This is a genomic window from Bradyrhizobium sp. 215_C5_N1_1, from assembly GCF_052075935.1.
Classification (GTDB): Bacteria; Pseudomonadota; Alphaproteobacteria; order Rhizobiales; family Xanthobacteraceae; genus Bradyrhizobium; species Bradyrhizobium barranii.
In genome coordinates, this window is sequence record NZ_CP197228.1 from 5,772,373 (window position 1) to 5,784,608 (window position 12,236).

Below are 12,236 nucleotides of genomic sequence, written 5' to 3' on the forward strand. Positions count from 1 at the left end.
GAATACCATGTCTTCCATTCCCTATGCTCCCGAGCAGGGCGCCAAAACCAGCCTTCGGCCATCCGGGCAGGCGATCAGGCGGGCCGCCCTCGCCTTGGCACTGGCCCTGGGCGTCGTCGCCGCAGCCGAGTTCGGCCACCACTATCTCACCATCGGCCGCTATCTGGAGACCACGGACGACGCCTATGTGAAGGCGGATTCCACGATCATCTCGCCGAAAGTGTCGGGCTATATCGCGCAGGTCCTGGTCGGCGACAACGAAGCCGTGAAGGCCGGCCAGTTGCTGGCAAAGATCGACGATCGCGATTTCCGCGCCGCGCTCGACCAGGCCGGCGCCGACGTCGCCGCATCCGACGCCGCTGTCCGCAATCTCGATGCACAGCTTGCCCTGCAGCAGCCGATCATCGAGCAAGGCACGGCCGATGTCGCGGCCGCCACGGCCAATCTGAACTTCGCGCAGGAAGAGCAGGCCCGATACGACGGGCTGATGAAGACGGGCTCCGGTACGGTGCAGCGCGCGCAGCAGACCGACGCGGCACTGCGCGCCGCCGCCGCGCAATTGCAGCACGCGAAGTCGGGCCTGCTCGCGGCCGAGCGCAAGGTCGACGTGCTCTCCACCGAACGCGCCAGGGCAGTCGCGCAGCGCGACCGCGCCCGCGCGGTCGAGCAGCAGGCGGCATTGAACCTCTCCTACACCGGCATCATCGCGCCGGTCGACGGCACCGTCGGTGCGCGCTCGCTCCGGGTCGGGCAATTCGTCCAGGCCGGTACGCAGTTGATGGCCGTCGTCCCGCTCGATGCCGTGTACATCGTCGCCAATTTCAAGGAAACCCAGCTCACCCATGTGCGCGGTGGCCAGCCCGTCGAGCTGACCATCGACAGCTTCCGCGGCACCAGACTGCAGGGCCATGTCGACAGCCTGTCCCCGGCAAGCGGCCTGGAGTTCGCGCTGCTGCCGCCCGACAACGCGACTGGCAACTTCACCAAGATCGTACAGCGCATGCCGGTGAAAATCGTCCTCGACGACCGCAGCCTGACCGGCCTGCTCCGTCCCGGCATGTCGGCCGAGCCGACCATCAACACCAGATCGGTGGCGATCGCCGAACGCGAAAGCAAAAAGCGTCTCGCATCGCAGCGCCCCGAGCCTCGCAGTTGAATGAACACGCGTCCCTGGCGGTTGTCTCCTCCCGGACAGTCCGTTCAGCAATGCTTCTCTCGCAAGCGACGAGCAGACAACCATGACCACACTGCAACCGGCCATCGATGCCGTGCCCGCCGGCGAAGACGAGCGGTCCGTCACCACACCGGCCCCGGCGGTCTCCGCCAAGACCTGGATCGCCATCGCCGGCGCCACGCTCGGCGCCTTCATGGCGGTGCTCAACATCCAGATCGTCAACGCTTCGCTGGCTGACATCCAGGGCGCGATCGGGGCCGGTATCGATGATGGCGGCTGGATCTCGACCTCCTATCTGATCGCCGAGATTGTGGTGATTCCGCTGTCCGGCTGGCTCGCGCAGGCGTTCTCGATCCGCATCTATCTCCTGACCAATGCGACGTTGTTCCTGGTGTTCTCGGCGGCCTGCGCGCTGGCGCAAAACCTGTCGCAGATGATCGTGTTGCGCGCCGTTCAGGGCTTTACCGGAGGCGTGCTGATCCCGATGGCGTTCACGCTCATCATCACGCTGCTGCCAAAGGCGAAGCAGCCGATCGGGCTGGCGCTGTTTGCGATCTCCGCGACCTTTGCGCCCGCGATCGGGCCGACCATCGGCGGCTATCTCACCGAGAACTGGGGCTGGCAGTACATCTTCTACGTCAACCTGGTGCCGGGCGCGGTCATGATCGGCTTGCTGTTCGTCTCGCTCGAGTCGCAACCGATGAAGCTGTCGCTGCTGCGCGAGGGCGATTGGGCCGGGATCGCCACCATGGCGATCGGCCTCGCCGCGCTGCAGACCGTGCTCGAGGAAGGCAACAAGGACGACTGGTTCGGCTCGCCGTTCATCGTCAAGCTGTCGATCGTCGCGGCGATCGCGCTGTCGGCCTTCCTGTGGATCGAGCTGGCGGCGAGGAAGCCGCTGCTGAACCTCCGCCTCCTCGCGCGTCGCAATTTCGGCTTCGGTATCCTCGCCAATTTCCTGCTCGGCATCGCGCTCTACGGCTCGGTCTTCATCCTGCCGGTCTATCTATCGCGCATCCAGGGCTACAACGCCGAGCAGATCGGCATGGTGCTGGCGTGGACCGGGCTGCCGCAGCTGTTGCTGATCCCGCTGGTGCCGCAACTGTTACGGCGCTTCGACGCGCGGCTCATCATCGGTGTCGGCTTTGCGCTGTTCGCAGCCTCCAACTTCATGAACATCTCGATGACCAACGACTACGCCACCGACCAGCTCTTCTGGCCGAACGTCGTCCGCGCCTTCGGTCAGGCGCTGGTGTTCGCCCCGCTGTCGGCTGTCGCGACATCGGGCATCGAGGCGGAGAACGCGGGTTCGGCCTCGGGCCTGTTCAACATGATGCGTAACCTCGGCGGCGCCGTCGGCATCGCGCTGCTGCAGACGCTGCTCACCAAGCGCGAGCAATATCACTCCAACGTGCTGACGCAGTCGGTCTCGCTGCTGGAACAGGCCACACAAGCCAGACTCGATAAACTGACGCAGTATTTCATGAGCCACGGCGTGACCGATCGCATCGACGCCGCTCACCGCGCCTATGTCGCGATCGGCAAGATCGTGCAGAAGCAGGCCTTCATCCTGGCTTTCGGCGACATGTTCTACCTGCTCGGTGTCGCGCTGATCGTCGCACTCGCCGCCTCCATGATGCTGAAGAAACCCGGCCAGATCGAGGCCGGCGGCACCCACTAGTCCCCCACCCCACCTGACGTCGAAAGGAACTGCCATGTTGAAGGATAAGGTCGCTGTCGTCACCGGATCGACCAGCGGTATCGGGCTCGGAATCGCCAGAGAGTTGGCCAGGCTCCGCGTCAACCTCGTGTTGAACGGCTTCGGCGACCCCGGCGAGATCGAAGCCATCCGCGGCGGGATCGAGCGCGAGCACGGCGTGCGCGTAGTCTACGATGGCGCTGATATGTCGAAGGGCGACACCGTGCGCCGATTGATCGCCGCGACAATCGAGACGTTCGGACGCCTCGACATCCTCGTGAACAATGCCGGCATCCAGTTCACCGCGCCGGTGGAAGAATTTCCGTCGGCCAAGTGGCATGCGATCCTGGACATCAACCTGTCGGCCGCGTTTCACGGCATCGCGGCGGCAGTGCCCCAGATGAAGAAGCAGCGCTGGGGCCGGATCGTCAACATCGCCTCAACCCACGGCCTCGTCGCTTCGACGCACAAGGCGGCCTACGTCGCCGCCAAGCACGGGTTGATCGGCCTGACCAAGGTGGTTGGCCTGGAGACCGCCGGCAGCGGCGTGACCTGCAACGCAGTCTGTCCCGGCTGGGTGCGGACGCCCTTGGTCGAAAAGCAGATCAGCGACACCGCCGCGCAGAAAAACATCAGTCAAAAGGACGCCGCCAAGGCACTCCTGGGCGAGAAACAACCGTCATCCGAGTTCGTCTCTCCGGAGCAGCTTGGAGGCACCGTGGCGTTCCTGTGTTCGCCTGCGGCGGACCAGATCACGGGCACCGCGATCGCGGTCGATGGCGGATGGACGGCACAGTAGCCGATAGTCAATTAGCGGCCCATGTGGACGGCCGGCATCGGAGTAGCCAAAGATGTCCCTGCTCGCCAGAGACCTCCTCGTGCTGCAAAGGTCCGCGGACTCAGCGGATGACGCTGCGGAGCTGTCGCGCCTGGAGGCGCGGCTGCCACCGCTGCTCAGCATCATCGCCGGAATGGTCGACTTCACCGGCTTCTTCACGCTGGGTCATATCTTCACGGCTCACGTGACCGGCAACATCGTGCTGGCCGCCGTCGTTGCCGTCGATGGCGGCCCGTTTCATTGGGCACAATTGTTGGCGATTCCCGTTTTCATGCTGACCCTGGCGACCGTCTGGCTGATCGCCCAAGCTTCCGGCCGGCACGGTTCGAGCCTGGCGCGACTGTTGCTTCGGGTTCAGTTCCTCGTGCTGGCCGCGCTGTTGATCTTCAGCGTCATCACAAGGCCATCTGCCGATGCGGCTGGATCCCGGGCCGGCGCGGCCGCGATGATCGCCGTGTCGGCCATGGCCTGCCAGTACGCGCTCCTTCGCCTCGCTCTGCCGGGCGCGATCTCGACGGCGGTGATGACCGGCAATCTGGCCAATGCCGTCTTGTCGACGATGGACCTGCTCGCTCCACGCACCCCTCTGCTGCCGCATGATTCAACGCCGCTGGGTCGCTCGCTCCATCGTTTGCTCGGCTTCATCTTCGGCTGTGTCGCCGCCGCGGCGGCTGTTTCAGTACTGGGAGACTGGGCCTGGTCCCTTCCCGCAGCCTTGTCTGCCGTTGCGGTCGCAGTGCGTTAGCGGGTCTGTTTCAATATGCGTACCGCAGCCGAAGCGCGGCATGATCGACCAGCGACCTATGGCTTAACCGGCAATCCGGCCATCCACGCACGTAACGCAAGCGCCGCCAACGCTGATCTCGCCGTCCGCCTCGATCGCCAAGGCGATGCGGCCGTCGCGCCCGACGCAGCGCCCCTGCGCCGCCGTGTAACTCGTCCCGGCCTTGAGGAGACCGCGGTCGCGATGGAACACGGCGATGGCGCCGTTTCCACTGCCGCATACCGGGTCCTCCTCGACGCCGCATGATGGTGCAAAAGAACGCACCTCGATAGCCGCCTCGCCATCAGCGTGACGGCCAAAAAGCGAGAGCCCGGTCACACCGAGTCGCTTCTCGAAGGCAGCCGAGCGCTGGAAGTCCGGCGTCAGCGCGAGAACGCTGTCCGCGTCGGCAAGTTGCGCGACGACCCAGATGGCCCCGACATCCACGATCGCTGGAGCCACCTCGCGAACGATCCGATGCCCGATGACTGCCTCCAGTTCATCGACGTCTGCGGCTGAAAGAGCCGTGACCTTCGCTGGCGGCAACGTAAGCGTCAGACGCCTCTCCGCGCCATCGCCCTCCACGGCAATCCGCACCAGCCCGACACCGCATTCCTGGACGAGACGGCCGCCCCGGGGCATCACGCGGCCCGCCTCCAACACGGCATGGGCGCTGCCGAGCGTCGGATGCCCGGCAAACGGCAGTTCGCTGCGGGGGGTAAAAATGCGCAGGCGGTAGTCCGCCTCGGAACTCGTGGGCGGCAAGAGAAATGTCGTTTCCGACAGGTTCGTCCAGCGGGCAATTGCCTGCATTTCGGCCGTCGCCAGCCCCTCAGCATCAAGGACGACTGCGACGGGGTTTCCCAGGAAGGGTTTGGAGGAGAAGGCGTCGACGACTTTGTAGGCTCTCATGACTCTCGCTCTGCGGTTTGCCATCGCAGTGTTAACGCTTGACCTGCCCCGCTTGTAAAGGGCTCGAGGCTATCGCGCGACAACCGTGACGATGGTTCGGCAGAAATCGAAAATGAACCGGCCATAGAGAGCGCCGGATCCCGGATCTGACGATGCCAGGCGATAGGAGTTGCCGAGAGCACGGGCGATCTCCAGCACGCCCGTGACTTCATGCTGCGTCATCGCCAGGTGAATGCCGGCCAGCGGCAGCATCAGGGCCTCAACGCCAACACTGCTCATGACGGCCCAACTTCGGCGCGAGGCAGCGGCAGGAATTGCGCAAGGTAGGCGCTCCTCCATTGATAAGGCGTATCGCCGGCGAAACGCTTGAATACCGTCGTGAAATGCGCCTGGGTCTGGAATCCGACGGTCAAGGCAACGTCGACCAGCGAGACGTCGGCGCGCCTCAGCAGTTCCTGGGCGCGTTCGATCCGCCGCTTCAGCAGAAAGTCGTGAGGCCGCATGCCGACGGCCGCGCGGAACTGCGCGGCAAAGTGCATGCGGCTGAGGCCGGCGACCGCCGCCAGATGCTGCAAGGTGATCTTGCCAGCCAAATTCTCGTCGACATATTGCAGCACGCGCTTGAGGCGCCATTTCTGTAACGACCGCACAGACCGGCACCGCTCGTCGGCCTGATCGGTCTCGTCGCGCGCGACGGCCGTCGGCCGGCTGGCTCTGCGGGTCAGGATGGCAAGACGCAAGGCGTCCGCAAGGATGGCGGAGTGAGGATGATGGGCCGCTTCGGTTGCCGCGAGCGCATCGGAGAGGCTTCGCATCACCGGGTCCGGGAACTCGCCTGCACCGGCCTCCCGATCGGTCTCGACCGAGGCACGCGCGAGGCGTTTCGCCGATACCCTGAAGCTGGGCCCGTCGCCGGCGCATCTCCGCACGCCCGGCGGGGGCGTCTCGATGGCCAGGGCAACATCGAGGTGAACGAGGGACAGCGTCATCGCCTTTTCGCCGGCGCGATCCGGACGTTCCGCAAGCCCGGACTGGCAACCATCGATGGCGGAGACGCCGATCGAGCCGACGACATGATCCTTCGCGCCTAGCGGGTGTGACATCTGTAGCGACATCGTCGAACTCCTTGTCCCATTTTCGATCCGGCGAGACCCAATGGCTCGTCCGAATGTGGGAGCAGAGTAGTTCGGCGGTCCCCGCGCTCCATTCTACGCGCGGGTGCACCGGATAGGTTCTCGGGTTGATCGCGTCATACCTAGGTATGACCGCGGCGTCGCCGGCCGCACGGGCGTCCCGTTCGCCGCGATGGCGGAACTGATCTCGCCCTGCGGTAAGTTGACGCGCTCGCCAATGGTCGGAAACTCACGCAAAACCCCGTTTTTGCCGGGGAATGTGCCTCATCGGCACGCGCGCGGGATCAAACCGCGGCAACGTCTTTCAAGAGAGCACGAAAATCATGTTGCCGCATGTTGTCGGCCCGATCAAATCGCGGCATCAACGTGACCGAAAATGAGCAGAGCGACCACCAGCGACGATGACCAGTCTTGATCGGGCCACGGGTTCATCGATGAGCCGCGCCGGCTTGCGGTTCTGGTCTGCCGTCCTCGCTTTCGCGGTTTTCCTGGTCGATGTGCTGACGCCGCTCGAGGGCGCGGTCGCAGTTCTCTACGTCGTTGCGATCCTGCTCGCGGCGAGGACGCACCGGCGTAACGACATCATCGCCGCCGCTGTCGGCTGCAGCGTCCTGACCATAACCGCCTATCTACTGTCGCACGATCTGGAGGCGATCGCCTCGCCTGCCCTTCGTGCGCTGGTGAGCCTCGCAGCCATCGGAATCACGACCTTGCTGGCGCTCCAGAATCAGGCGGCGACGAAGCGCCTCGCGGCGCAGGCGCGCTTGCTCAATCTCTCGCATGACATGATCTTCGTCCGGGATCGCGGCGGCGTGATCAGTTTCTGGAACAGGGCCGCGGAACAGGCCTACGGCTGGTCGGCCGACGAGGCGGTCGGGCAACTCGCCGACGCGCTGCTGAGAACCAAATATCCCGACCGGCGAGAGGCCATCGAGGCCGGCCTGCTCGACATCGGCCGATGGGAAGGCAGGCTGGAGCAGCGGACGAAGGCCGGCGGCGCACTCACCGTCGATGCAAGATGGGCGCTCCAGCACGACCATCTCGGCAAACCCGTTGGAGTCCTTGAAACCCACACCGACGTCACGGACCGCGTCGCGGCACATAACGCGCTGGTGCAGAGCGAGCAGCGATACCGCCGGATGTTCGACGCAAGCCGGGTCGGCGTCGTCGAGGAGGATTGGAGCGCAGTGCGGACCGCGCTGAATTCGCTGGAGACCGGAGGCGCCACGTTGCGGGACTACCTTGCACGAAATCCTGAATTCGTGCGGCATGTCCGCCGGCTCGCCAGAATTACCGACGTCAATCCGGCCCTCCAGAAGATGGCGGGAGCAAGCGACTCTGCGGCCTTCATCGCGAACGTGGACAGGCTTCTGGACGAGAACCACCGCCGTTTCCTCGGCGCGCTGATCGCATTCGCGGAAGGAGAGCGGTTCCACGAAGGCGAGACCGATTTCGTGAGTCTCGACGGACGCAAGGTTCCCGTCATGTTTACGATCACCTTTCCGGCCGAGCCCGACGGAGATCGCAACGTGCTCGCCTTCGTCATCGACATCACCGAGCGCAAGCAGGCACAGGATGCGCTGCTCGCGGCGCAGGCGGAACTGGCGCATGCCGCGCGCGTCGCCACCCTCGGCGAGCTCAGCGCGTCCATTGCCCACGAGGTGAATCAGCCTCTGGCAGCGATCGTCACCAGCGGCGAGGCTGGCTTGCGGTGGCTGCGCCGCGACGTGCCCGATCTCAAGGAGGTTGCGGCGACGATCGGTCACGTCGTTGCTCAGGGCCGCCGCGCCAGCGAGATCGTGACCCGCATCCGGACTTTCCTGAAGAAGGCCCCTACCCAGCAGGATCTGCTGCAGATCGACGAGATCATCGAGGAAGCGACCCTCCTGGTCGCGCGCGAGCTCGTCAAGGACGACGTCACCCTCATCGTCGAGACGGAGCATGGCCTGCCGCCGGTTCGCGGCGACCGGATCCAGCTTCAGCAGGTCCTGGTCAATCTTCTGATCAATGCCGGCCAGGCCATGTCAGGCCGGCCTGGTTCCCGCACCGTTACGCTGCGCGCCGGAACCGTGGACGGCGAAAACCTCGCCATCACGGTCGAGGACAGCGGCCCGGGCATCCAGCCTGACGACTTGCCGCGCCTGTTTGATCCGTTCTTCACCACCAAGGGCGGCGGCATGGGCATGGGACTTGCGATCTGCCGAACGACGGTGGAAGCTCACGGCGGCCGATTGTCCGTGGAGAGCTCTCCGGGCTCGGGCGCGACATTCCACCTGACACTGCCATTTAGCCAAGAACACGCCTTGCCATGACACGACCAAACCAAGTGCAACCGCCGGCCCAATCCTCCAGTTCAGTCGTCATCATCGTTGATGACGACGCGAGCATCCGTGCCTCGCTCGACAGCCTGTTCCGATCCGTCGGCCTCGAGACACGCCTGTTCGGCTCACCGGCCGAGCTGCTTGGCGGCGTCATGCCCGACAAACCGGCCTGCATCGTGCTGGACGTCCGGCTCCCGGGCGTGAGCGGCCTCGATCTCCAGGGGCAACTGACCCGCCAGGGCATCAGATATCCGATCATCTTCATGACCGGTCATGGGGACATTCCAATGTCGGTGCGCGCCATGAAGGCTGGCGCCGTGGATTTCCTGTCCAAGCCGTTTCGCGATCAGGACATGCTCGACGCTGTGACGGCAGCGCTCGAGCGTGATGCGCAGCGCCGCGCGGAAGCCGCGACGAAGGAGGATATCCGCATCCAGTATGAGAGCCTGACGGCGCGCGAGCGCGAGGTGATGGGCCATGTGACCGCCGGCTTGATGAACAAGCAGGTGGCAGGCCTGATCGGCCTCAGCGAGATCACCGTCAAGATCCACCGCGGCAACGTCATGCGCAAGATGGAGGTCCGATCGCTGGCCGACCTCGTTCGCAAGGCCGAAGCGCTCGGGATTTCTCAGAACCGAAAGACTACGGACCAAACCTGAGTATAATTCCGGCGGGACTGCCGCACGGTGCATAAGGCCCCATCGGCCGCCCAATGGGAGATATCCTCCCTGCGGAACACAGCGGTCAGGATGTGTGCCAATGGCCAAAACCCCGGTGATTGCGATCGTGGACGACGACGAAGGCGTGCGCGCGTCGCTGGCGAGCCTGGTGCGTTCGCTCGGCTATGAAGCCCACGCCTACGAGTCCGGCGTCGCCTTCCTGCGGGAACCGGCGGGAGAAGATCCGGCCTGCATGATCGCCGACGTTCAGATGCCGGTCATTCCCGGCGATGAATTGCAGGCGCGCCTGGTTGCCTCCGGCCGCCATTTCCCGATCATTTTCATGACCGCTTTCCCTAGCGAACCCGTGCGCCAGCGCGTCATGGCGGCTGGCGCGCATTGCTATCTCGGCAAGCCGTCCAGCGGCGACGAGATCATTCGCCGCCTCGAAGAGGCCCTGGCGGGCCACGCGCCGCAATAGTCGGGCCCCGGCTCGGGCAAACTGCGCCTTCCCGGCGTGCGTTCCCGAAAGCAGGTTGATGGACCGAAAATACCGGCCCCCGCAGCTCATGCTCCCCTTTGATTTCGCGACGCCGGCAGGCCGCACGCTTTGCCGCGCATGGAGGGAGCATAATTGCCAGGTGACGCCACCAGCGCTGCCGATGACATCCGCCCGCGGGTCTTCGCCGGCTTCCCGGTGAGTTCCTGGGCGTTCGCGCTGCGCGTCCTGCTGGCAATGCTCCTCGCACTCTATGTAAGCTTCTGGCTCGAACTCGAATCCCCCTCGTCGGCAGCCGTCACCGTGGCAATCCTGGCGCTGCCCACGCGCGCGCAGGGCATGGAAAAGGCAGGCTACCGGCTGCTCGCAACCGCCATCGGCGTGATCGCATCGATCGCCATCGCCGGCACCTTTTCCCAAACCGGCGCGCTCCTGCCCGCAGTGTTGGGGATCTGGGTCGGGCTCTGCGTCTACGTTGCCGGGATGCTGGACGGCAATCGCGCTTATGCGGCGGCTCTCAGCTGCATCACCGTTGCCCTGATTGCCATTCAGCAGATCGACAGCCCGTTGCAGGTGTTTCCGACCGGCGTCGCCCGGGGCGCCGCCATCGCCATCGGCGTCCTCGCGGTCGCTCTGGTCAACGAGGTGCTCGCCGCGCCGGACTATCATCCGGTTCTGGCGAGCCGCCTCGAAACACTGCATCGCCGGGTCACGGAGTTCGCGCAACGCGCCGTCCGCGGTGAAGCTTCATCCGCGACCGCTGCTGCGGACATGTTGCGCGATGTCGCGGCCCTGCATCCGGAGATCGCGAGCCTCGTCACGGAGTCGATCAGCGGCCCGGCCAGAACCGCAGCCGCACGCTCCGCGATGGTGGGCCTCGTGAGCGAGCTCGCGCTCTCCCGTACGCTTGCCGCGCTGCCGGCCGCATCCGCGACGTCCCGGGACGACCGAAACCCCGACGCCTCCGGCCTGATCGCGATCTGCCGGACCCATCTGCGCGATCAGATCATCCGCAGGAATGCAGACGTGCGCGACAGCCTCGAGGCACTGCGGGCCGGAAACCATCCACTCCGGCAATGGCGCGCGCCGCTTTACCGCTCGCCTCGCATTGCAGCGGAAGCCGGCGTCAGGGCCGCGATCCACTTCATCCTCATTGCAATCATCTTCGTGATGGCGGGATGGCCGACCACCGCGCTCTGCCTCTCGCTTGCCGCAGTCATCATCGGCCTGAGCGCGACGGCTCCGGATCCGCGCGCCTTCACGACACTGGCGGTTTTTGCCATGCCGATCGCATGCCTGCTCGCCGGCATCCTGAAATACCTCGTCTTCAACGGCGTATCCGAGTTTCAACTGCTGGCGATCGGCCTTGCGCCTCTCGTGATCGGCGCAGCGCTGCTGATCACGCTGCCGAGCGGCATCATGCCGCCGCTCGGCCGGCTCTCCCTCGTGTTCACGCTTGTCATTCTCGCACCGAGCAATCCGCAGAGCTACGACCCCGACGTATTCCTTGTGACGTGTCTGTTTGCCCAGCTTTCCTCGGTTCTGGTCTTCGCGGCGCAACTCCTGCTGCCGTCCTTGTCCGGCGAACGGAGGATCCGGCTGCTGCTGGACGACGCCCATCGCGAGCTGAGCCGCCTCGATTCCGGGCGAGCCCGGCACCTCGCGCCGGAGGAAGCCGCGTTTCGCGATGCCGCCCGGATCGAGCAGATCCTGACGACGAACGGCGCCACGGCACCTCCCCCTCGGGTCGTCGCGGAAGCGCTGCGCTGCTTCGACGAGGCCGTGGTGCTGCGACGGTGCCATGCCGAACTGGACCGCCTGGCCGAGACCTCACTCGGCAACGCGGTGCGCGCCGCGCGAGCCGCGCTCACCCTACGAGATGGAGGCGCAATCCTGACTGCCGCCGAGGCGCTTCGACAGACGGCTGCCCAAGGCAACCTGGCCGTCGATCCGGTGCTCGCCGCGCTCGTTCCGGCCAGCATCGTCCTCGAAGCAAGGCAGAGTTTCGCCGGTTCCGGCCAGGGGACGCATCCGTGACGAATACTTATCGTGAACTCGTCGTGGGCGGCGTGCTGATCGCCCCGATCGTGTCCTATGCGGCAACGGCGCTGCTCGCATTCCTGCTGCTCCGCCCGGTGCTGCGCTTCGTTGGATTTACAAGAATCTTCAGCAACCCGTCGCTGGCCGAGCTCTGCCTCTACGTGTCGATCTTCGGCCTGCTCGCGCTGTTTTGCTAGG

At 65.2% G+C, this 12,236-nt stretch carries 12 protein-coding genes; 9 read left to right on the plus strand and 3 right to left on the minus strand.

Annotation, left to right across the window (positions count from 1 at the left end; genetic code table 11):
* The first annotated feature begins 7 nt into the window (after positions 1–7).
* From AB7G19_RS28010 to AB7G19_RS28025, 4 genes are all read left to right on the plus strand, one after another.
* Positions 8–1,156 carry an HlyD family secretion protein gene (locus AB7G19_RS28010; protein ID WP_441268464.1) on the plus strand — a complete coding sequence of 383 codons (1,149 nt, stop codon included), beginning with the start codon at positions 8–10 and terminating at the stop codon, positions 1,154–1,156.
* 82 nt (positions 1,157–1,238) lie between these two features.
* Positions 1,239–2,855 carry an MDR family MFS transporter gene (locus tag AB7G19_RS28015; protein ID WP_441268465.1) on the plus strand — a complete coding sequence of 539 codons (1,617 nt, stop codon included), beginning with the start codon at positions 1,239–1,241 and terminating at the stop codon, positions 2,853–2,855.
* A 34-nt stretch (positions 2,856–2,889) separates the two neighbouring features.
* Positions 2,890–3,672, plus strand: coding sequence for a 3-hydroxybutyrate dehydrogenase (locus AB7G19_RS28020; RefSeq protein WP_441268466.1), 783 nt, complete (start codon positions 2,890–2,892; stop codon positions 3,670–3,672).
* 52 nt (positions 3,673–3,724) lie between these two features.
* A complete protein-coding gene (locus AB7G19_RS28025) occupies positions 3,725–4,456 on the plus strand; it encodes a YoaK family protein (RefSeq protein ID WP_441268467.1) in 732 nt (243 codons plus the stop codon).
* Between the two features lie 63 nt (positions 4,457–4,519).
* On the opposite strand, the gene AB7G19_RS28030 is transcribed toward AB7G19_RS28025, so the two are convergent.
* From AB7G19_RS28030 to AB7G19_RS28040, 3 genes are all read right to left on the minus strand, one after another.
* Positions 4,520–5,386 carry a PhzF family phenazine biosynthesis protein gene (locus AB7G19_RS28030; protein WP_441268468.1) on the minus strand — a complete coding sequence of 289 codons (867 nt, stop codon included), beginning with the start codon at positions 5,384–5,386 and terminating at the stop codon, positions 4,520–4,522.
* Between the two features lie 69 nt (positions 5,387–5,455).
* Entirely contained in the window at positions 5,456–5,638 is a 183-nt protein-coding gene (locus tag AB7G19_RS28035; protein ID WP_223153619.1) for a hypothetical protein, read from the minus strand.
* Positions 5,639–5,661: 23 nt separating this feature from the next.
* Positions 5,662–6,501, minus strand: a complete 840-nt coding sequence (locus AB7G19_RS28040) for a helix-turn-helix domain-containing protein (protein ID WP_441268469.1) — start codon at positions 6,499–6,501, stop codon at positions 5,662–5,664.
* A 452-nt stretch (positions 6,502–6,953) separates the two neighbouring features.
* On the opposite strand from AB7G19_RS28040, the gene AB7G19_RS28045 reads away from it, so the two are divergent.
* From AB7G19_RS28045 to AB7G19_RS28065, 5 genes are all read left to right on the plus strand, one after another.
* A complete protein-coding gene (locus AB7G19_RS28045) occupies positions 6,954–8,831 on the plus strand; it encodes a PAS domain-containing sensor histidine kinase (RefSeq protein WP_441268470.1) in 1,878 nt (625 codons plus the stop codon).
* Positions 8,828–9,499, plus strand: coding sequence for a response regulator transcription factor (locus AB7G19_RS28050; protein WP_038944749.1), 672 nt, complete (start codon positions 8,828–8,830; stop codon positions 9,497–9,499). The genes AB7G19_RS28045 and AB7G19_RS28050 overlap by 4 nt, the downstream gene beginning before the upstream one ends.
* Positions 9,500–9,599: 100 nt before the next feature.
* Positions 9,600–9,980 (plus strand): response regulator transcription factor, encoded by a 381-nt coding sequence (locus AB7G19_RS28055; RefSeq protein WP_441268471.1) that lies wholly within the window; start codon positions 9,600–9,602, stop codon positions 9,978–9,980.
* A 216-nt stretch (positions 9,981–10,196) separates the two neighbouring features.
* Positions 10,197–12,035, plus strand: coding sequence for an FUSC family protein (locus tag AB7G19_RS28060; protein WP_441268852.1), 1,839 nt, complete (start codon positions 10,197–10,199; stop codon positions 12,033–12,035).
* On the plus strand, positions 12,032–12,235 hold the full coding sequence (locus AB7G19_RS28065) for a DUF1656 domain-containing protein (protein ID WP_028155834.1): 204 nt from the start codon (positions 12,032–12,034) through the stop codon (positions 12,233–12,235). Before AB7G19_RS28060 ends, AB7G19_RS28065 begins: the two co-directional genes overlap by 4 nt.
* The last annotated feature ends 1 nt before the right edge of the window (position 12,236 follow it).